Genomic DNA, 20,601 nt, shown 5'->3' with positions numbered 1-20,601 from the left:
TGCTAGGGGGAGAAACGATGAGTGAAGCATATAAACAAGCTGGCGTAGACATCGATGCGGGCAACGAAGCCGTCGAACGCATGAAAAAGCATGTCAAACGAACATTCCGCCCCGAAGTTATGACTGATTTGGGTGGGTTCGGAGCGCTGTTTCGCCTGGATACCAAAAAATACGAGAAACCGATTCTCGTTTCTGGCACAGATGGGGTAGGAACCAAGCTGAAGCTCGCTTTTGCCATGGACAAACACGATACAATCGGTATCGATGCTGTTGCTATGTGCGTCAATGACGTAGTGGTCCAAGGGGCAGAGCCGCTCTTTTTCCTCGATTATCTGGCAGTAGATAAGGTCATTCCGGAAAAAATCGAAGCGATTGTCAAAGGGATCGCGGAAGGCTGCTCCCAGTCCGGCTGCTCGCTGATTGGCGGGGAGACTGCCGAGATGCCTGGCATGTACGCAGAAGGCGAATACGACATCGCGGGCTTTACGGTAGGTGTCGTGGACGAGAGCAAAATGATTACGGGAGCAACCGTGGCGGCAGGCGATGTGCTGATCGGGCTGGCTTCCAGCGGCGTGCACAGCAACGGTTTCTCGCTCGTTCGCAAGGTTCTTTTGGCAGACAAAGGCATGTCCCTGCATGATCATGTTGACAAATTGGGCAAAAAGCTCGGCGAAGAGCTGTTGACACCGACCCGCATTTACGTGAAGCAAGTGCTATCCGTTCTTGCGTCGCATGAAGTGAAGGCCCTGGCACACATCACAGGCGGCGGCTTTACTGAAAACATTCCACGCGTGCTTCCAGAAGGAATGCAGGCTGTGATCAACGTTGGTTCCTGGCCGGTGCTGCCGATCTTCGAGCTGGTACAAGAGTTGGGTAACATCTCTTACCCGGATATGTACAAAACGTTTAACATGGGCATTGGCATGATGCTTTTCGTGAAGCCGGAAGACGCAGTGAGTGTTATGGAAAAGCTGCAAGAGCTGGGAGAACAGGCGTATTTGCTCGGACATATTCAAGAGGGAGAGCGCAAAGTCGTATACAACGGGGTGGAATGGTGAGAAAGCTGGCCATTTTCGCCTCAGGCAGCGGCTCCAACTTTGAAGCGATCGTCCAGGCTGTACAGGACGGCAGGCTCACAGGTGTAGAAGTTGCCTTGCTCGTGTGCGACAAGCCCGGCGCCAAGGTTTTGGAACGCGCAGAGCGTTTAGGGATCGACACCTTTGTTTTTCAACCGAAGGAATACGCAGACAAGGCAGCTTTTGAGCAGGAAATAGTGGCGCAGCTCCAAAAACGTGAGATATCGCTGGTTGTGCTGGCAGGCTACATGCGGTTGGTGGGCGACACGCTTTTGTCATCCTACGAAGGAAAAATCATCAATCTGCATCCGTCGCTTTTGCCTGCTTTCCCGGGAAAAGACGCGATTGGTCAGGCACTCGCTTACGGGGTAAAGATAACAGGGGTAACGGTACATCTGGTTGATGCCGGTCTGGACACAGGGCCGATCATTGCCCAGATTCCCGTAGCGGTGCAAGAAGCAGATACGGCTGAGACTTTGGCGGCTCGCATCCATGCGGTGGAGCATGAGCTTTTGGTGAAGGTCATTGGCTTTTTAGCAGAAGAGAGAGTGAAGCTGGAAGGAAGGCTCGTCCAGCTGACGTAAATCGAGAGATAAAGTAGAAACCGACATCCTTTTACGATGTCGGTTTTTTTGTCATCCGTTTTAGAAATACTTCTTTCTCCAAAACAAGAGAGCTGTTACAGACGTGATGGCAGTGGACATGATCATAATGATCGTGAATGCGTGCGGATGACCCTGAAAAGGAAGCGCGACGTTCATCCCGTAGAAGGTGCCGATCACCATAGGCAAGGTGATGACAATGGTAATGGCGGTCAACAGCTTTAACACGCGATTCAAATTGTTGGAGATGACGGAGCCAAAGCCATTCATGATGTTCCCTAAAATCGCCGTATAGATTTCCGTCATTTTGATGGCCTGCTTGGTTTCGATTTTTACTTCTTCCAGCAGTTCCTTATCTTCTTCGTACATTTTCAAATAACTGCCGCTCCGAAGCAGGGAGATCAACAGACTGTTCGTTTCCAGGGACGTCGAAAAATATACGAGACTTTTCTGCAATTCAAGCAAGGTAAGCAGTTCAATGTTTTTCGTCGATTGTCGCAATGATTTTTCCAGGGTTTCTGTCTGCTTGTTGATTTTTTTCAGGTAATGCAAATATTCATGCGACGTATTCGATAAAATTTGCAGAACGAACCGGTTGCGCATATGCGTGTGAAAGCTTTTCACTTTCCCTTGGACGAACTCATTCATGACAGCCGTTTCTACCAGGCAAACGGTTAAGATGTAATCTTCCATCACCATGATTCCCAACGGAACCGTCGTATAGTTGTTCTTCGTCCCTTCCTTCGTGGAGACTGGGATGTCCACGTAGAGCATCACGCGGTTTCCTTCCTTGTCGATCCGTCCGATTTCTTCGTCATCAAGGGCATCCTGCAAAAAATGAAGGTCAATCGCCAACTCCCTGACGACTTGTAGCTTTTCTTGCTCAGAAGGATCTGTCAGATGGATCCAGCAGCCTTTTTCAAATTGTTGCAGTTCTTCTATTTTTCCCATGGCATTCGTTTTGTAAATGTTCAACATGGTTTTCTCATCCTTTCGCATATAAGGATAGGAGGGATACGACCATGTTGCGCAAGCATGTCTACATAATAGCTACTTACATACACTCGTCCCATAAAAAGGGAGAATGTCAAATAAGGTATGGGGAACATGCCGCAGCGCCACAAGGCCGTAAAACTCTCCGTACACAATCTTGATTGCAGTTATTCATTCGGCAACTTGGACTACTGTCCATCAAAACGTTCCCCCCTTTCGAAAATGAAAACCCTCTAGCGGGAATCCAGAGGGTTAGAAAAGTGCACAAAATAACACCGTTTTTCTCCCCTACCAGAGCTTTGGCACTATACAACGTAAAGGAAACATTCCTTAGCCACCTTAAGAAAAGCCTTAGTTCGGCAGTTCCTGTTCTACCCATTGGCATCTTTCGATATTTCCGGGCAGTGGCCTATTTTTGTATAGGAGCCTCACCTAACGAGGATGAATGATTGACTTTGCCAATCACGTTTTCTCGTCCTACATGCATGTTATTCATGTCCTATCAGACGGTGTCGGCTTCTAACTATGACCCACTCACCCTATTTTGCTGCTATTCTTCCGCGAATCATGACAAACCAAATTGGTCCGTGTGACATACAGTAAGAGAGGGATATTCCCACAAAGGGAGGGGCCGACTTGAGCGGAGATTTTGTTTCGAACTTGCTCGATAAGCTAAGCCAAAAAACAGGGCGGCAATGGACGCTTAACGATATTATGAAGCTCGCGGAAAAAATGCCGAAGGGCGGAGCCAATGTAGATGCGCTGCTCGATGAGCTGGGAAATATGGGATTCGAAGTGCCAGAGGAGACGAAAGAGCGCGTCAGGGATCGTGTAAAGGACGGCAACTCCATCTCCATGGAAGAGTTAGGGAACTTAATGCCCAAAGAAGTAAAGGCGAAGAGCCGCAAGTCGAAGAAGCCGATCAAGCCAATCAGGGCGACTGCCAAAAGCAAAACAGTCTTACTGTCAGATCGCATCAAAAAGCTATCAGGCAAAGGCAAGAAAAAACGATAATATCATCCAAGCAAATGCAGATGCATGCAGTCGCAAGTGCCGAACAGGCAGGGGCGGCTGTGTTTGTTTTCCTGACGAAGTTATTGATAATAGCGTACAATTAATTTATAATATATGAGTATTGTTCGTGTTTTGGTCATTGGTTACTCATGTTTTCACTAAAATTCAGGAGGTTCTATCCGTGAGTGTGAAAAAAGCGTTGATCAGCGTTTCTGACAAGACAGGATTGATTCCGTTTGCCCGTCGATTGGTAGCCGCCGGGGTACAGATCATTTCTACCGGGGGTACGGCTTCTCTTTTAAAAGCAGAGGGAGTTCCCGTCATTGGCATTTCTGAAGTGACCGGATTTCCAGAAATTTTGGACGGTCGCGTCAAAACGTTGCATCCCAATATCCACAGCGGCCTCTTGGCTGTAAGGGACAGTGAAGCACATGTGCAGCAACTAAAAGACCTGGGGATTGAAACCATTGATCTGGTTGTCGTGAACCTTTATCCTTTCAAGGAAACGATTGCGAAGCCAGACGTGACATATGAAGACGCCATTGAGAATATTGATATTGGTGGACCAACGATGCTGCGTTCTGCTGCGAAAAATCACGCGTTCGTCAGTGTAGTGGTCGATGCAGCCGATTATGAAAAAGTAGCAGAAGAAATTGAAGCAAATGGCGATACTACGCTAGAAACCCGTCGCAAGCTGGCTGCAAAAGTTTTCCGCCATACAGCAGCCTATGATGCCTTGATCTCTCGCTATTTGAGTGAGCAGGTGGGCGAACTGCTGCCTGAGAGCTACACAGTGACTTACGAGAAAGCACAGGATTTACGCTATGGAGAAAATCCACATCAACGTGCGGCATTTTACCGTGAGCCGTTGTCCGATCAGTTGAGCATCGGGAATGCAAGCCAACTGCAAGGAAAAGAGCTTTCCTATAACAACATCAATGACGCAGATGCAGCGTTGGCGATTGTACGCGAATTCGCTGAACCTGCTGTCGTTGCGATCAAGCACTCCAACCCGTGTGGGGTAGGGATCGGCACTGATATTCGCGCCGCTTACCAAAAAGCGTACGAAGCAGACCCTGTCTCTATTTATGGTGGGATCGTGGCAGCAAACCGCCCGATTGACCGTGACACCGCACTCGCGATGAAAGAGATTTTCTTGGAAATTATTATCGCACCGGACTTCACCGACGAGGCGTTGGCTGTTCTGGCTGAGAAAAAGAACCTGCGTCTGTTGCGTATCTCGGCGCTGAATGAACCAGCCAAAAAAGTGGACAATCTGTTCCGCGTGGCTCCTGTAGCAGGCGGGGCACTCATTCAAGACTTCGACTACAAGCAGCTCGAAGAAAGCGAGATTCAGGTGGTCACAGACCGTAAGCCTTCGGAAGAGGAACTGGCACAGCTGAAATTCGCGTGGAAGGTCGTCAAGCACGTCAAATCAAATGCAATTCTCTTGGCAAAAGACAATATGACCATCGGCGTGGGTGCAGGCCAGATGAACCGCGTTGGGGCAGCGAAAATCGCCATCGAGCAAGCAGGTGCATTGGCAAGTGGCGCGGTTATGGCCTCGGATGCGTTTTTCCCGATGGGAGATACCGTGGAAGCGGCAGCTAAAGCAGGGATTACTGCTATCATCCAGCCAGGCGGCTCCATTCGCGACCAAGAATCGATTGATGCTTGCAACCGAGCGGGCATTGCGATGATCTTTACCGGCACGCGTCATTTCAAGCACTAAAAGAGGCTATTCGGGAGTAACTTTCGCTTTTTTAACACGTATGAAAGAGTGGATTACCTCTCACACAGGAGGAAATACGATGAAAATATTAGTGATCGGTGGCGGCGGTCGAGAACACACGATTGCCTGGAAGCTGTTGCAGAGTTCTAAAGTGACAAAGGTGTACTGTGCGCCAGGAAATGGGGGCACCGCCCAAATCGCTCAAAACGTACCGATCGGCGTCCATGATTTTGCTGCACTGGTTCAATTCGTCAAGGATGAAGGAATTGATCTGACTGTCGTTGGCCCGGAAGATCCTTTGCTGGCGGGGATTGTTGACTTTTTCCAGGAGCGCAATCTGCCGATCTATGGCCCGAATCAAAAAGCGGCAATGATCGAGGGAAGCAAGTCTTTTGCGAAAAGTTTAATGAAACGCTACGAGATTCCGACGTCTGCCTATGAATCGTTTCTGGATTACGAATCGGCGAGTGCATACGTGAGAGAGCAGGGCGCTCCTATCGTTGTCAAAGCGGATGGCTTGGCAGCGGGGAAAGGAGTCGTTGTCGCAGAGACGGTGGAGGAAGCAGAAGAGGCACTCCGTCAGATTATGCAGGAAAGCGTCTTTGGTGAAGCGGGAGCTCGCGTGGTCATTGAGGAGTGCATGTTCGGCGAAGAGCTGTCGCTGTTGTCTTTCGTCGATGGAGAGACAGTTAAGCCGATGATTACTTCTCAGGATCATAAGCGAATCTTCAATGATGACCGCGGTCCCAATACAGGCGGCATGGGAACATACGCCCCGGTACCGCAAATGTCTGCTGAGCTGGTGGACGAGATCGTCAAAACGATTGTCCAACCGATGGCGTCAGGGATGGCCAAGGATGGCATTCCGTTCAAAGGCATTCTCTACACAGGTCTGATGATTACGGAGCAAGGACCAAAAGTGGTGGAGTTCAATGCGCGTTTTGGCGATCCGGAGACACAGGTGCTCTTGCCGTTGCTCGAAACAGATTTGCTCGACATTTTTGTCGGAACAATCAATGGCGAGCTCGATGCAGTCGATGTGACATGGAAAAAAGGAAGTGCTGTCTGTGTCGTCATGGCAGCGCCGGGTTATCCGGGAGAATATCCAAAAGGTACGTTGATACACGGACTGGGTCAGGCAAACGAGGGAGCTACGGTGTTTCACGCAGGGACGAAGGAAACCGAGGAAGGCATCGTTACGAGCGGTGGCCGTGTGCTTGGCGTCGTGGCAACAGGAACGGATTTGGCGCATGCACGTGAGACAGCGTACGCGAAGGTGCAAGGGATCTCGTTTGATGGGGCGCAGTATCGCACGGATATTGCGGCACGAGCGATGAAGTATCAACAGAAGTCGTAATAGCAAAAGAAACTGTTTCTTGGTAGGAATTTCTACCAGGGAACAGTTTTTTTTGAAAGACAAGTGAGTTCACATTAGCGTCAAATTTTATTGATTTAAACTTCATACTTATATAACTTAATTTTCCAAAAAATACAAAGTTTATTTACCGAAGATAGAGAATGTAGTATAAATATATATGGTAATATCTAGTTTATTTACCAATAAAATAATTTGAATGCAGGGGGTGGAAGGTTGAATACTACAAAATGTAGTATCAACTGAATTTATGTTTAAGAATCAAAGATGGATAACAGTTTTTATGGTCATCGCATTGTTATTCGGAAATGCTTCTAGTATTTTTGCAAAGACGAGCGATCAGAATGACGCCTATATTCAGCGAAGTGAAATTGAGCAGTATATAGACAAATTGTCAGATGAGGGTACAGAAGATTCCGTAGAATTGAGTGATAAATTAAAAGAATATTTGGGAGATAACGAAGATTACTTGTTTGAAGAGATTGTTTCAATTGTTGATGAGTATGCAGATAATACAACGCAGTCTGAGAACAACGATAATAATATGATAGATATAGATCAAGAAGATTTACAGAGGGATTTTGAGCGTATAGATGCGCTTGCTAAAGAATATTATGATTACTATCAGATTCACAATGAATTCCCAGAAGAGGTGGAGATCAGAAGTATAACGACGAGCCATGCTCTAACAGTATTAGAAGAAATTGGGATTAAAATAACCGAGAAACAGTTACTTAAACGCTTAGCAGCATTGGGGGTTATTGCTGCGATTGATGGCCCAATACCTGTTGGGGATTTTATAGCTCTTGTTACAGGAGCGGTAATAACAGGTGAATTTGTAGGTGATTATGTTGCAAACCAAGGAGCCCTTGCTAAGGAAATAGGCGAATATTTTGGTAGAGCCTTTATTAAAGTTGTGACTAAAAGTGTTACAATGAGTGAAGAAGTTGAATATCAAATAAAAAAGAAAAAAGTAAAACATTTTGCAGCTAAATTAAATTCTGATGGTGGAATATTTGTAGAAGAACCACTAACTCTCAGACAGGCTCAATTAGAAGCTACAAGGGGAAAAGATACGTTTAGCGTTAGCAGAAAAGATGCCGAAAGTGTAGTCACTCAAACGAACTATAGAAAAGTTTATGAAGATCCTCATTTTATAGATGGTGAGGGAAGGCTCATGATTGCTAATCTTCCTCATTTCCATTTAATAAAGAAGATTGACGGTGAATGGAAAAGAGTGAGAGGTCATCATTTCTTTTCTTGGTAGGCAAATATCTTTATGTGGCGTAACATATTTTTGTTACGCCCTTACTTGCTATGATCGCTAAAAACGAGGAGATATAATGAAATTAAGAGTTATTGAACTTGAAACTTTTTTTGTTGTGGGCAAAGTGCTAGACGATGAATTCGATTGGGAGGGTTTTATTGAATCACCCGATCCATTATTCTCAGAAATTGCAAGTAGTGTGGAATTTCCTATATTTTATGAGGTCTGGGACCAAGAGTCAGAAAATGTTGTGATTGGAATAAGAGTAAATACAATCACTCGTGTCCCCGAAAATTGTGTGGTGGTGAATATTCCCTCTGGTACATATGCTTTAATTCATATGAGTCAATCAGATTTTGAACATGATATGTTTGCAATGACGAGTTATGAGACTATTGATCGGATTGAATTTAGAACCTTTAATATAAGAAATGGCTCCCTAAATGGTATGCATTTTTATCGACCAGTTGAGTACAAAGAAGATGTATTGAACATTCGTAGCATACCTGTCCTTTCTAATGAAGTGTCAACCCAATTAAGAGAGAAGTACATACATACATTCTTTAACGTCAGCGATGATTGTGTAAGCAATTTTTTTTATAAACGGTACGTCAAGCTAGACAAAGGTTTTTTATGGCAATTTCTTCAGAGAGAGAGAGCCACAGGGTTAACCATCTCAGAAGTAAATGATTATCTTGATGACAAAGAAGAAGTATTATTTTTCTGGGACTCTGCTAGTTTGGTTGGGAGAGACTTTACCCGAAATAAAGTATTCAAGCTAGGTACCAAGCGATTATTAGAATCATATACACGATTTACTTTTGATTTGTATATTTTTGACTCTATTTTGAACTGGACGATTATTTTTCAGCATGAACCAGATGCGGAAGGCTACAAATGTTTTCTGATCACTAGTCCATAGATTTTGAGCGAGAAGGAGATGCTCCCTTAAAGAAATATCTCTATAGGGAGCATCTTTTTTCTGAAAAAATACAGTTGTGTTAGTATGGGGCATGGGGTCATTGATGATGAATGGAAGAATAGCAGGAGGACAAGAGCGGGTCAAAATGCTCGTCGTCCAACATGCCAGACAAACTCTCGCTACACTTAGGCATACCGCAAAACTAGAATAATAAGCTTCTCTTACATGCCCACGTTTTCACTAGCGAGGGCCGCTTTTTTCGCTTTGGCCGCAGCCACCTGCGAAAGGAAATAAACAATCAGAAACAGCAGCAAGCAAGCCGCCGACCAGCGGTACATGACAGAGTAGCTCGAATGTGTCGCGATGACGCCGAGGAGCATAGAGCCGACCGCGATACCCAGATCGATGGAATTAAAGAACAGTCCATTCGCCATGCCGCGTTGCTCAGGCGTGACGACCTTCACCATCCAAGCCTGGATAGATGGCTGAATCATGCCATAGCCAAGCCCGTAGAAGGCAGCAGAGACGAGAAGCAAGGACTCTGTCGTTGTCAGGGACAGGAGCAAGAGGCTGACCCCGACGAAAATCGCACCGGGAGGCAGGACGGCGATGTGCCCTTTGCGATCATACAGCTTGCCGGAAAAGGGACGAATCAACACCATCGCCAGTGCGTTCGTAAGGAAAAACCAGCCGACATTCTCAATGTGGGCTTCTTTTCCGTACAAGGCCAAAAAGCTGAGAATCCCGCCATACGTAATGGACAAACAAAAATTCAGTCCAGCTGGAAGCAGCAGCTTTTTATCATAAAATCGGCGAATGCCTGTGACAGTTTGTACGTTCCCGGACGACACAGGAAGCTGATTGTAGGCACGGATAAAATGCATCAGCGGAAAAATAATAGCAACTAACAATACGAGAACCATGAGCATCGAGCCGAACCCAAACCCATTTAACACTCCAAGTCCAATCAACGGGCCGAGTGCCATAGCCAAGCTGGTCGATAAGCCGAAATACCCCATGCCTTCACCGATTCGTCTGGCAGGAATCACATTGGAGACAATCGTCGGAAAGGTCGTGCTGCCCATCCCAAAGCCAATGCCGACTAAAATTCGCAGCAGAAGAAAGAAAACAATGCTTCCTGCCCAGTAATAGCCTGCGCTAAAAATCGCGACGAATCCAAGTGCTACGATTGCCAAGAGCTTACTGCTTCTCGTTTTCAATGCTTCTCCGGTAAACACCCTTGCGATCACTGCTGCAAGTGAAAACAAGCTAATAACCAGGCTGACGACAAAATCATTGGCCTGATACGCTTCCTTCACATAAGCAGGGAATGTTGGGGTCTGCATTTGAACGGTGAGAAACAACAACAAATTGCATACAGTTAACAGGACAAAATCTCTCGTCCACAGTCTCTCTCTACTCTCTCCCAATGCTGTCACTCCTAGTCAGTCGTTTTTCTATTGATGTTCTCGTTAATCTCCAGCAAGATTTCTCGCAAGAAGGCCAGCTTTTCAGGAGAAATCCTCTCCAAAATGTCTGCAACGGCCTGAGCCTCTACAGGAATCGCCTGCTCAATCCATTCCCGTCCTTTCGGGGAAAGGGTAATGATGTAGGCGCGGCGATCTTGTTCGCTCAATGTCTTTTCGATAAAGCCTTTTTTGGCGAGTGTGTCCAAAATGCGTGTCATGGAAGGTTGATCCTTGGCAGAGCGCTGGGCCAGCTCTTTTTGATTGATGCCCTCTTCTTCTCGTAGCCGATACAGGACGGCAAACTGCTCCGTGGTCAAATCAAACTCCTTTAAAAAAAGGGAAACATAATGAATCATTCTCCGGTATGTATTTCCGATAAGAAATCCAACCGGTTCTTTTTGCCAATGATCGATCAGGGGAATGACCCTCTTTCGTTCAAAAATACTTGCAATGACAATTATATGTATAACAATTATTTTTGTAAATGGAAAAAACCGCCCGATGACAGGCGGTTGGTTGCTGCTCCTTTATTGACGATATCTTCCTCTTTTTCGCGAGGTGCGAAAGAAGTAATAACCCATTACGCTGATGACGCCAATGATTGTGGCAATAACAAAGAAGTTATGGGACATCCATTCATACATCTGGGAGCCGACAAGCATATGCGGTGCCTCCTCTCCTTACGTGTACGTGGGGTAGCGAGTGCTGCTGCTGTTGTTATTTTCCTGGGAGCGAAATGAAATGATCTCTCTTGCCGCTTTTTCGAGAAGTTGATCCTCGGGAGTAAGCTTCGTGTTTTGTTGATTGTTGATTGAATGCTTTTCCTGGTTCCTTGATAATTGTGGGCTTGCTGAATACTGTATGTTTGCTTTATTCGTTGTGGCTGAAGTGTTGCTCTCGTCGTCTTGGCCGGTGTTCGAGTCTTTGATGGGGGCAATATTCATGGAGCGGGTAAACTGGTTGACTGCCATCTGTACGCCTTTTTTCTTGAGCTGATCCATCATGCCTTGAATGCCATTTCCTTTTTTCGTATTGATGCCCATCGCTGCGTACATCGGACAAAAGCGAGTAGCTCCTTCTGCTACTTTCATTGCTGAAAAAGCCATGAGCAGCCATGGAGTGTTGGATGGGCGACGGCTCATTTTTCCGATGCCGTACGCCAAGCCTAACAGACCGCCAGTTATTCGAATCATAGCATCAGTTCTACCTACGTTTTTATGCATGAGAGTTGTCCTCCTGTCGCTATTACGTCTATTCCCTAGTGTGTAATAAAGGGCGACAAGACACCCGTGGGAATTGTTACTACCATCATCAAGCTTGCAGGGGAATGAATGATGGGCGGAGAAGGTGTAGAGAGCGATGAACGACCGTTCATTTTTGGAAAAACATCGGGAGACCAGCGAGGAGAGAAGAAATGATGCGTGTACGAGCCCTATCAGATCGTGATTACTTGAACATGATTCGCGTGAGCAGACGTCAGGCACCGGCAAGCCTCTGGATAAAAGGCGCAAGCGTTCTGAATGTGTACACAAAAGAATGGCAAGAGCATCACGTCGTAGTGGCAGGAGAACGTATAGCTTATGTAGGAGAAAAAGAGCCGCTGGTCGATGACCAGACCGTAATCATGGAGGCGGCTGGGCAATATCTCGTGCCGGGTTACATCGAGCCTCACGCGCATCCGTTTCAATGGTATAACCCTTACACGTTGGCTGACTTTGCTTTGCAAACGGGGACGACTGGAATGGTATCGGACACGTTAATGCTCATGCATCTGCCCTTTTCGCAAACGGCAGCGATCATGGATTCTTTGGCAGCACATCCCGTGAAGCAATTTTTCTGGGGTAGACTCGATCCGCAGACAGGGAAAGCTCATCCGTCGTTCACGAAGGACAATTTGGCGCGAATGCTGGAACATCCACGCGTGATCCAGGGTGGGGAGTTGACAAATTGGGGCGGCGTTTTGCAAGAGGATGAGACGCTACTTTTTGGTTTGAAGCATACGCGGGACCTGGGCAAAAGGATGGAGGGGCATCATCCGGGAGCTTCTTACGAGACATTGAACATTGCCGCAGCATCCGGCATAACAGCTTGTCACGAGGCTATCACCGCAGCCGATTTGCTGTCGCGTATCCGTTTAGGCATGTATGCGACACTGCGCCATTCCTCTATTCGTCCTGATCTGCCGGAGCTAGTGAAGGGCTGGCTGAAGTTGGGGGTGCCGTGGTCTTCACGAATGATGCTGACATCGGATGGAAGCACGCCGCCGATGCATCGTGACGGGTTCATGGATAGTACGATACGTGTGGCCATGGAAGCGGGGATGCCGCCAGAGGAAGCGTATGTCATGGCGACGCTGAACCCGGCTGTCTATTATGGGCTGGACGCGGAGATCGGAGGAATTGCGCCGGGTCGAATCGCGGATATGCTGTTGTTGACGGCAAAGGATCAACCGACTCCATCCATCGTGATTGCGAATGGACAACGGGTGGCTGAAAAAGGAAACCTGCTCGTCCCAACCGTTCAGCCGCAATGGGAGGAAGCTTCGTTACGTTTAGCAGATCCATTGAAAAAGCAGGCACATCCCGATTGGTTCCGTTTGCGCCCAGATGATGACGGCAAGGTACCTGTGCTGCAGATGCTGAATGCCGTTATCACGCGGCTGTCGATGGAGGACATGCCCGTTGATCAGGATGGATACGTATCCTTGCAGCATGATCCGCAGTTGGCAATGATCGCCATTATTGAAGCGACTGGAGGCAACCGAACAATGGCAGTGCTGCATGGCTTCGGTGAGCATCTCGAAGGGCTGGCCAGCACCTATTCAGCCTCTGGGGATTGGATCGTAATCGGACGTGATCCCCAAACGATGGCACAAGCACTGGAGCGTATTCGGGAAATAAAAGGTGGAGTCGTCCTGATCGATAAAGGAAAAATTATTTGCGAATGCCCATTGCCTCTTGCTGGAAAATTCGCGTCTGCACCGATGGAAGAAGTAATCAGCATGAGTGAAAATTTGGTAAATCAGCTTCGTTCCAAAGGACATGTCCATCTCGATCCGATTTATTCGATTTTGTTTTTTACGGCTACCCACTTGCCTTATGCACGTCTAACGGCAACAGGCATTGTCGACGTGAAGAGTGGGCAAATCGTCGTTCCGGCACTTCCTCTACCTTGAGGGAGTGTTTATTTTTTTGTTTGTAAATAAATGATATATGAATATAAAATATATTTTACTTCTTGTAAATTATCAGATTTATTTTAAAATAAAAACAACCAAGCCTCATCTATCTTTATCCCCAAAGAGTCATCGTTTTTGAAAGTCGCAACCTGGCTAGCAAGGTAGATGGACTGGGTAACAAGAAAAAAGAATGATAAAAGGGGGATTCATTCTTAATGAAAAAGCGTTCTTATGTGGGGGTTTTATCTGCGGTATTGGCTGCGAGTATGGCATTAACAGGTTGCGCAGGAAACGGTAATTCAAGCGGCGGAAGTAACGCAAGCGGGGGGCAAAGTCAGCCAGCTCCAGGTAACAGTGGTGGAGGAACGACCGAGGGTGGCCTCATCAAAATTGCCACACAATCCCCTCTGTCCGGGAGCAATTCTGCTATCGGTGATGCGATTAAGACAGGAGCGGGTTACGCTCTCGAACAGCGCAAGGAAGAGTTTAAAGCACTTGGCTTTGATCTCCAGCTTTTCCCTCAGGATGATCAAGGCGACCCGAAAATCGGGGTATCCAATGCGGAGATGCTCATCTCTGATCCCGATGTGTACGGTGTAGTTGGGCATTATAACACAGGGGTTGCGATTCCGTCGTCTGTAAAGTACGAGGAAGGCAAGCTGGTCATGGTATCCCCGGCAAACACAGGCGTAAAGCTCACGGAGGAAGGCAAGAAAACCGTTCATCGAATCTGTGCTCGCGATGACGCACAAGGACCAAAGGCTGCTCTATATGCAAAAAATACACTTGGTGTAAAAACGGCCTATATTATCCATGATAAGACAGCATACGGCCAAGGTCTGAGTGATCAAGTGAAGATGCAATTCGAAAAGGACGGGGTTCAAATCCTTGGCTTTGAGGGCATTACCCAGGGCGAAAAGGACTATAGCGCGGTACTTAACCAGGTAACGGTGAAAAACCCGGACATCATCTTTTTTGGCGGTCTTTATCCAGAAGGTGGAATTTTGATCAAGCAAGCTCGTGAAAAAGGATTTAAGGGTTATTTTATGGGTGGCGACGGCTTGGATTCTTCTGATATGATAAAAATAGCCGGTAATGCCGTCGAAGGAGTAGTCTTTACGTCAGTAGCAGGGGACGTAACGCAAACCGAAGAGGGCAAGAAATGGGCTGAAGAGTACAAGAAAGCCACAAACAAGCCTCTGGAAACCTATTCCGTCTATGGTTTCGACTCCATGAACGTCATCCTCAATGGTGTCTTGGAAGCTGCCAAAGCGAACGGAGGCAAAAAACCAACCCGCGAGCAAGTCCTCGATGCAGTCCACAAAACCAAAGATTTTCAGGGTCAATTCACCAAGGTTACCTTTGATGAAAAAGGTGACAACACAAATGCAGATGTATTCATTTACAAGTTTGACAAGGACAAATCCATTTTCGTAGGCAAGGCCGAGTAATCACACCACACAACGCGCACACACTCCCATGCCTCATACCAGGATAGGGGGCTGCACGCCGGTGTTGGCCCCTTTTCCACGAGAAAATAAGTCCAGTCAACGAAACGAATGCAGAAAATTTGTACAAGTCTACAAGGGAAATGAGGGATGGGAAAGCATGATCAATATTTTGCCTCAGGTGTTGGTTGACGGATTGACACTTGGATTTATGTACGCAGTCGTGGCTTTGGGCTACACAATGGTTTACGGGATTTTGGAAATTATCAACTTTGCCCATGGAGACATTTTCATGGTCGGAGCCTTTATCGGTACAGAGGTATTATTGATCTCTGATGCACTAGGGGCACTTGAAGGTATGAATCCATTTGTCGCACTTTTCATAACACTCATAATTGCCATGGTATTAACTGGTGCTTTGGGGGTAGGGATTGAGAGGATTGCCTATCGACCATTGCGTGGAGCACCTCGTCTTGTGCCGTTGATTTCGGCGATTGGCGTATCATTTTTGCTGCAAGACCTCGTACGTTTTACAGAAGCACTGGCTCGCAATGAGTTTTATCTGAACAGTCCCGCTCTTTTTACAGGATCGATTCCATTAGGAAGTATTGCTACGATTCCAACAAAAGGCTTAATCGTGATTGTAATTGCGATTGTCATGATGATTGCATTGACGTTGTTTGTGAATAAAACAAAGTGGGGAATCGCCATGCGCGCCGTCGCACAGGACCAGAGTACGGCTTCGCTGATGACCATAAATGTAAACAAAGTAATCATGCTTACCTTTTTGATTGGCTCCAGCCTGGGTGGCGCGACAGGCGTACTGTTTGCGCAAAACTACGGGACGATCGATCCGTATATCGGTTTTATCCTCGGTCTAAAAGCATTTACAGCTGCCGTACTCGGCGGGATTGGGAACCTGCGTGGTGCGATGATCGGTGGCGTACTTCTCGGTCTTCTTGAATCCTTGTCCGGTGCCTTTATGGGGCCGTTGACCAACGGTGCCTTTGGTGCAGAGTACAAAGACGTGTTTGCGTTCAGTATTTTAATTCTCGTGCTTCTCTTCAAGCCAGAAGGACTGTTTGGCGAAGCTGTAAAAGAGAAAGTGTAGGTGAAACAAATGGCAAATCTCGCTTGGAAATCGTTCAAAGGCATTCCGCTCGTATTCACGTTGATCTGGATTGTAGCCTTTTCGGCTGCATTGTACTTGATGGATAAATCAGTCATTGCGTTTCTCGGCATTCTTTCTTCCATTGTGCTTGTCTATTACACCAATACCTCCAAATCGATCAAAATGACGATTGGGGCTATCGTTCTCCTCCTGATCATTCCATTGGTAGCCGGTGAAAACCGATACTACATGGAAGTAGCTTCACAGGTAGGCATCTACGTAGCGATGGCTCTGGGCTTGAATATCGTAGTAGGCTTTGCTGGTCTGCTTGACTTGGGTTACGTTGCGTTTTTTGCTGCTGGGGCTTATGCGTATGCGATTTTCTCGACCTCGCAAGCGAATGAGTTTATTGCAGGGAATCTGTTCCCGCTCTCCGGTGAGTGGTTTTGGCCATTTCTTATAGTTGGCTTGATTGTGGCTGCTGTTTTCGGAATATTGCTAGGATTGCCAGTTCTCAGAGTAAAAGGCGATTACCTCGCAATCGTGACTTTGGGCTTTGGTGAAATTATTCGCATTGTTTTCAATAACCTGGACAAGCCCATCAACATCACCAACGGTCCGCAGGGAATCACGCCGATTCCGTCTCCTGAGCTGTTTGGGATCAAAATGGGGACGCCATTTTACTTTTACTTCATTGTGTTGTTTGTGATTGCCTTTATCGTTTTGGCGAATATACGCTTTGAACATTCCCGTTTGGGACGTGCATGGATTGCGGTACGTGAGGATGAGCTGGCTGCCCAGTCCATGGGGATTTCCTTGTTGAATACCAAGCTGGCCGCATTCGCATTGGGTGCTTCCTTCGCTGGTGTCGTGGGTGTTATCTTTGCGGCCAAGCAGACATTTATCGATCCGACTTCCTTTACGCTGATGGAATCGATCGGGATATTGGTCATGGTTATTCTGGGTGGGAGTGGCAGCATTCCAGGGGTTGTGCTCGGTGCCGCTTTTGTCACGATCTTGCAGGTACAGCTGTTAAAAGAATTCTCCAACTTCCTGCACGGTCTGCAAAATTCGGGAATCATCAGTTTGCCGAACCAGCTGGACCCATCTAAGTTCCAGCGACTCATTTTCGGAATTATGCTCATTCTCGTAGCCTTGTATCGCCCTAACGGATTGATTCCGGCCAAACGGAAGAAAAACGATCTCGATGCGATCAAAAAGAGCGAGTTTGGCAAAGAAAAGCTGGGGATTCTCGGCAGACTGTCCCAATTGACTTCTGGAAAACAGTCGTAGCGGACGAGGAGGGAAATGAGCATGGCATTGTTAGAGGCAAAAAATTTAACGAAGCGCTTTGGTGGCTTGGTAGCCAATCAAGACGTCTCGATTGACATCGAAAAAGGAAGCATTACGGCGGTCATCGGTCCGAATGGGGCTGGAAAAACGACTTTTTTCAATATGATTACCGGATTTTACGAGCCAGACGAGGGAGAAATCCTGCTGAATGGCAAAAGCATCAAGAAGCTTCGTCCCGATCAGATCGCGAGTCGCGGTATCACCCGCACCTTTCAAAACATTCGTCTGTTCAAGGAAATGACGGCATTGGAAAATGTCATGGTGGGTGTGCATAGCCGCTTATCCGCCGGAATTCTCGGAATCTTGTTCAACTCCAAACGTGTACGCCAGGAGGAAGAGCGGACGCGCGTCGAGGCTTATCAGCTCATGGAGTATGTCGGGATCGCGCATATTGCCAATGAAGCGGCTGGGAGTCTGCCTTACGGACTGCAACGACGCTTGGAAATTGCCCGGGCGATGGCGACAAATCCACAAATCATTTTGCTCGATGAACCAGCGGCAGGGATGAACCCTCGCGAAACGGTTGAGATGACGGATTTTATTCGTCGGCTGAAAAAAGAGCTCGATTTGACGATTATCTTGATCGAGCATGATATGAAGCTGGTCATGGGACTAAGCGAATACATTCACGTGCTGGATTACGGGAGAAAAATTGCAGAAGGAACACCCGAACAAATCCGCAACAACCCTAACGTCATTGAGGCCTATCTCGGAAAAAGTGCGTCGGACGTGTCGTAGAAGGAGGAAAATCGATGGCATTGCTAGAGCTGACTAACGTTCATACGTATTACGGCGGCATCCACGCATTAAAAGGATTGAGTATAACGGTAAACGAAGGTGAAGTGGTGACGCTGATCGGTTCCAACGGGGCAGGTAAATCGACCACGTTGAAAACGATTTGTGGGCAGACTCGCGCCAAAGAAGGAAAAGTCATCTTTAATGGCAAAGACATTACGCAGATGCGTACACATGATATTGCCTTAGCAGGAATCGCCCATGTTCCGGAAGGCCGCCGCATTTTTCCAAAGCTGACCGTACGCGAGAATTTGGAGATGGGTGCCTTTAGTGTATCCGATAAAAAGGTGATTGAAGAAGGAATCGAGCGTGCCTTTGCTTACTTTCCACGCCTGAAGGAACGGGTCAATCAAAAAGGTGGCACGATGTCCGGGGGCGAGCAGCAAATGCTGGCGATTGCTCGTGGACTGATGATGAAGCCAAAAATTCTCATGCTCGATGAACCATCGATGGGATTGGCGCCAATTTTGGTGGAGCAGATTTTTGACATCGTTACGGAGCTGAACAAGGAAGGCATGACGATTCTCTTGGTTGAGCAAAATGCGAATCAAGCGCTGTCTGTCGCCCATCGCGGTTATGTTATTCAGACAGGCGAAATTATTTTGCAAGACGACGCCCAGACATTATTGATGAATCCGCAGGTAAGAGAGGCGTATTTGGCGTAATATTGGTGTAATAGAAACGTGAGTACCGATGGGGATTTTTGCTCCCGTCGGTTTTTCATTTATTCAGCGAGGAGGATGTGGCTTGCTAGATATTAGTCCCCGCTTTGTAGAAGGGAGCGAGCCTCTCTATTTACAGCTTTATCGCTATTTTTGTACAGAAATCCAAGGGAGGCGCTTAATCTCCGGGACGCGTCTGCCTTCTGTTCGGGCATTGAGCGGATTTTTGCAGGTGAGTAAAACGACTGTCGAGAGTGCCTATCACCAGCTCATGGCAGAAGGCTACATCGAGAGTCGGGAGCGCAGCGGATTTTATGTGGTCGATGTGGACTGGGATGGGCCTATACCTGCACCTATAGGGAAAGGGCAGCAAGCAGCTAAAACAGCTTACGTCCAACCCTCTCTGCCTACCTCCTCAGCAGTTCCGATCCAATATAATTTTCACCAAGCGCGCGTTGATGCCGAGCATTTTCCTTTTGACCGTTGGCGCAAGTACACCAACCAGTGCATGCAGGAAGAAAACAAGCAAGTGCTCTACTATGGCGACGGACAAGGCGAGCCGCAGCTGCGGGAGGAGCTCGCACGCTATCTCGGACGTGCTCGGGGTGTGCAAGCTACGCCAGAACAAATTGTGATCGGTGCGGGGACGCAGGTGATGATCAGCTTATTGGGGTTCTTATTCGGGACGCGGGGACAGGCTGTTGCGATGGAAGAGCCGGGCTATCACGGTGTTCGTGTCGTGTTTTCCCATTTGGGCTATGATGTGCGCCCGATCAAGTTGGCGGAGGATGGAATCGATTTGGAAGCGCTCAGTGAAAGTGGAGCGCAACTGGTTTATATTACCCCGTCTCATCAGGACCCGTCTGGAATTGTCATGCCGTATGCCAAACGCCTAAAGCTGCTACACTGGGCGAATCAGACGGGGAGCTACATCATGGAGGATGACTACGATGGTGAGTTTCGCTATCATGGCAAGCCGATTCCTTCGCTTCAAGGGCTGGATACACAGGGACGCGTTATTTATCTGGGGACGTTTTCCAAGGCGTTGCTGCCGTCGATTCGCATTAGCTATATGGTTTTGCCGCATGCGTTATTGACGGTGTATCAGGAGAAAATGGCTGACTTTGACCAGTCGGCATCGCGTATTCATCAGGAGACGCTGGCCCTGTTCATGAAAAATGGCGATTGGGAGCGGCATATTCGCAGGATGCGGACGCTTTACCGCAAAAAGCATGGGGCACTGCTTCAGTGCTTACAGGAACACTTTGGGGCGTACATCCGGATTAAGGGTCAGGATGCCGGGCTGTCTGTGACGGTAGAAGTGAAAAGTGAGAGCACTTCGCAACAGTTGACGCAAATCGCGGCTGCATCAGGCGTTCGTGTCTATCCAACCGCACATAAATGGGTCCATCCGCAGGAAAATGGACTGCCGGCCTTTCAGTTTGGGTTCGGGGGGCAGACCATCGAGGAGATTGAGGAGGGCATTCGTCTGTTAAAACGTGCATGGGAGCCTTATTTGCACAAGGATATGGGCTAGTAATTTTAAAATCACCACGGCACTCAGCATGATTTGAGTACCGTTTTATATGGTCCCTTTAACGTTT

19 protein-coding genes and 1 riboswitch are annotated in these 20,601 nt (G+C 47.4%); of the genes, 14 read left to right on the top strand and 5 right to left on the bottom strand.

Annotation, left to right across the window (positions count from 1 at the left end):
- The first annotated feature begins 17 nt into the window (after positions 1–17).
- Both purM and purN read left to right on the top strand, forming a co-directional pair.
- Positions 18–1,058: a phosphoribosylformylglycinamidine cyclo-ligase gene (gene purM / locus M3630_RS20165; RefSeq protein WP_251253276.1), complete on the top strand. Its 1,041-nt coding sequence runs from the start codon at positions 18–20 to the stop codon at positions 1,056–1,058.
- Positions 1,052–1,660, top strand: a complete 609-nt coding sequence (gene purN, locus M3630_RS20160; protein ID WP_251253275.1) for a phosphoribosylglycinamide formyltransferase — start codon at positions 1,052–1,054, stop codon at positions 1,658–1,660. Before purM ends, purN begins: the two co-directional genes overlap by 7 nt.
- 60 nt (positions 1,661–1,720) lie before the next feature.
- Here purN and M3630_RS20155 read toward each other — a convergent pair whose 3' ends face one another.
- Positions 1,721–2,656 (bottom strand): magnesium transporter CorA family protein, encoded by a 936-nt coding sequence (locus M3630_RS20155; protein WP_173610682.1) that lies wholly within the window; start codon positions 2,654–2,656, stop codon positions 1,721–1,723.
- A 294-nt stretch (positions 2,657–2,950) separates the two neighbouring features.
- A riboswitch (M-box (ykoK) riboswitch) is annotated at positions 2,951–3,118 on the bottom strand.
- Positions 3,119–3,307: 189 nt separating this feature from the next.
- On the opposite strand from M3630_RS20155, the gene M3630_RS20150 reads away from it, so the two are divergent.
- From M3630_RS20150 to M3630_RS20130, 5 genes are all read left to right on the top strand, one after another.
- Entirely contained in the window at positions 3,308–3,685 is a 378-nt protein-coding gene (locus M3630_RS20150) for a hypothetical protein (protein ID WP_173610681.1), read from the top strand.
- A gap of 181 nt (positions 3,686–3,866) precedes the next feature.
- Positions 3,867–5,417, top strand: a complete 1,551-nt coding sequence (purH, locus tag M3630_RS20145; protein WP_251253274.1) for a bifunctional phosphoribosylaminoimidazolecarboxamide formyltransferase/IMP cyclohydrolase — start codon at positions 3,867–3,869, stop codon at positions 5,415–5,417.
- Between the two features lie 79 nt (positions 5,418–5,496).
- Positions 5,497–6,774, top strand: coding sequence for a phosphoribosylamine--glycine ligase (purD, locus tag M3630_RS20140; RefSeq protein WP_251253273.1), 1,278 nt, complete (start codon positions 5,497–5,499; stop codon positions 6,772–6,774).
- A 301-nt stretch (positions 6,775–7,075) separates the two neighbouring features.
- Complete coding sequence (locus M3630_RS20135) at positions 7,076–8,059, top strand: hypothetical protein (protein WP_251253272.1); 984 nt, start codon at positions 7,076–7,078, stop codon at positions 8,057–8,059.
- A gap of 76 nt (positions 8,060–8,135) precedes the next feature.
- Entirely contained in the window at positions 8,136–8,981 is an 846-nt protein-coding gene (locus M3630_RS20130; protein WP_221866784.1) for a hypothetical protein, read from the top strand.
- 221 nt (positions 8,982–9,202) lie between these two features.
- Here the strand turns inward: M3630_RS20130 and M3630_RS20125 are convergent, their stop codons facing one another.
- From M3630_RS20125 to M3630_RS20115, 4 genes are all read right to left on the bottom strand, one after another.
- Positions 9,203–10,411 carry an MFS transporter gene (locus M3630_RS20125; RefSeq protein WP_251253271.1) on the bottom strand — a complete coding sequence of 403 codons (1,209 nt, stop codon included), beginning with the start codon at positions 10,409–10,411 and terminating at the stop codon, positions 9,203–9,205.
- An 11-nt stretch (positions 10,412–10,422) separates the two neighbouring features.
- Complete coding sequence (locus M3630_RS20120) at positions 10,423–10,806, bottom strand: MarR family winged helix-turn-helix transcriptional regulator (protein WP_483298472.1); 384 nt, start codon at positions 10,804–10,806, stop codon at positions 10,423–10,425.
- A 171-nt stretch (positions 10,807–10,977) separates the two neighbouring features.
- A complete protein-coding gene (locus M3630_RS30980) occupies positions 10,978–11,112 on the bottom strand; it encodes an EYxxD motif small membrane protein (RefSeq protein WP_285861517.1) in 135 nt (44 codons plus the stop codon).
- Positions 11,113–11,130: 18 nt separating this feature from the next.
- Positions 11,131–11,673, bottom strand: a complete 543-nt coding sequence (locus tag M3630_RS20115) for a YgaP family membrane protein (RefSeq protein ID WP_251253269.1) — start codon at positions 11,671–11,673, stop codon at positions 11,131–11,133.
- 194 nt (positions 11,674–11,867) lie between these two features.
- Between M3630_RS20115 and M3630_RS20110 the strand changes: the two genes are divergently transcribed.
- From M3630_RS20110 to pdxR, 7 genes are all read left to right on the top strand, one after another.
- On the top strand, positions 11,868–13,625 hold the full coding sequence (locus tag M3630_RS20110; protein ID WP_251253302.1) for an adenine deaminase C-terminal domain-containing protein: 1,758 nt from the start codon (positions 11,868–11,870) through the stop codon (positions 13,623–13,625).
- A gap of 218 nt (positions 13,626–13,843) precedes the next feature.
- Positions 13,844–15,079 (top strand): branched-chain amino acid ABC transporter substrate-binding protein, encoded by a 1,236-nt coding sequence (locus M3630_RS20105; protein ID WP_173610675.1) that lies wholly within the window; start codon positions 13,844–13,846, stop codon positions 15,077–15,079.
- Between the two features lie 61 nt (positions 15,080–15,140).
- Positions 15,141–16,187, top strand: coding sequence for a branched-chain amino acid ABC transporter permease (locus tag M3630_RS20100; RefSeq protein ID WP_082910039.1), 1,047 nt, complete (start codon positions 15,141–15,143; stop codon positions 16,185–16,187).
- A gap of 9 nt (positions 16,188–16,196) precedes the next feature.
- Complete coding sequence (locus M3630_RS20095; RefSeq protein WP_251253301.1) at positions 16,197–17,480, top strand: branched-chain amino acid ABC transporter permease; 1,284 nt, start codon at positions 16,197–16,199, stop codon at positions 17,478–17,480.
- Between the two features lie 21 nt (positions 17,481–17,501).
- Positions 17,502–18,278: an ABC transporter ATP-binding protein gene (locus M3630_RS20090; RefSeq protein ID WP_007717354.1), complete on the top strand. Its 777-nt coding sequence runs from the start codon at positions 17,502–17,504 to the stop codon at positions 18,276–18,278.
- Between the two features lie 14 nt (positions 18,279–18,292).
- Positions 18,293–19,000: an ABC transporter ATP-binding protein gene (locus M3630_RS20085; RefSeq protein WP_221866787.1), complete on the top strand. Its 708-nt coding sequence runs from the start codon at positions 18,293–18,295 to the stop codon at positions 18,998–19,000.
- 82 nt (positions 19,001–19,082) lie between these two features.
- The gene (gene pdxR / locus M3630_RS20080) at positions 19,083–20,534 is read left to right on the top strand and encodes a MocR-like pyridoxine biosynthesis transcription factor PdxR (RefSeq protein WP_251253268.1); all 1,452 of its coding nucleotides are present in this window, start codon (positions 19,083–19,085) and stop codon (positions 20,532–20,534) included.
- Positions 20,535–20,601 lie beyond the last annotated feature (67 nt).

The organism is Brevibacillus sp. MER 51 (assembly GCF_023714195.1).
GTDB lineage: Bacteria > Bacillota > Bacilli > Brevibacillales > Brevibacillaceae > Brevibacillus.
The sequence above is the reverse complement of the archived record's forward strand: the minus strand, read 5'-3'. Positions and strand labels throughout refer to the sequence as shown.

Coding starts and splice junctions, on each gene's coding strand:
- purM (WP_251253276.1), top strand. CDS start 18: ATGAGTGAAGCATATAAACAAGCTGGCGTAGACATCGATGCGGGCAAC.
- purN (WP_251253275.1), top strand. CDS start 1,052: ATGGTGAGAAAGCTGGCCATTTTCGCCTCAGGCAGCGGCTCCAACTTT.
- M3630_RS20155 (WP_173610682.1), bottom strand. CDS start 2,656: ATGTTGAACATTTACAAAACGAATGCCATGGGAAAAATAGAAGAACTG.
- purD (WP_251253273.1), top strand. CDS start 5,497: ATGAAAATATTAGTGATCGGTGGCGGCGGTCGAGAACACACGATTGCC.
- M3630_RS20135 (WP_251253272.1), top strand. CDS start 7,076: ATGGTCATCGCATTGTTATTCGGAAATGCTTCTAGTATTTTTGCAAAG.
- M3630_RS20130 (WP_221866784.1), top strand. CDS start 8,136: ATGAAATTAAGAGTTATTGAACTTGAAACTTTTTTTGTTGTGGGCAAA.
- M3630_RS20120 (WP_483298472.1), bottom strand. CDS start 10,806: ATGATTCATTATGTTTCCCTTTTTTTAAAGGAGTTTGATTTGACCACG.
- M3630_RS30980 (WP_285861517.1), bottom strand. CDS start 11,112: ATGCTTGTCGGCTCCCAGATGTATGAATGGATGTCCCATAACTTCTTT.
- M3630_RS20115 (WP_251253269.1), bottom strand. CDS start 11,673: ATGCATAAAAACGTAGGTAGAACTGATGCTATGATTCGAATAACTGGC.
- M3630_RS20110 (WP_251253302.1), top strand. CDS start 11,868: ATGCGTGTACGAGCCCTATCAGATCGTGATTACTTGAACATGATTCGC.
- M3630_RS20105 (WP_173610675.1), top strand. CDS start 13,844: ATGAAAAAGCGTTCTTATGTGGGGGTTTTATCTGCGGTATTGGCTGCG.
- M3630_RS20095 (WP_251253301.1), top strand. CDS start 16,197: ATGGCAAATCTCGCTTGGAAATCGTTCAAAGGCATTCCGCTCGTATTC.
- M3630_RS20090 (WP_007717354.1), top strand. CDS start 17,502: ATGGCATTGTTAGAGGCAAAAAATTTAACGAAGCGCTTTGGTGGCTTG.
- M3630_RS20085 (WP_221866787.1), top strand. CDS start 18,293: ATGGCATTGCTAGAGCTGACTAACGTTCATACGTATTACGGCGGCATC.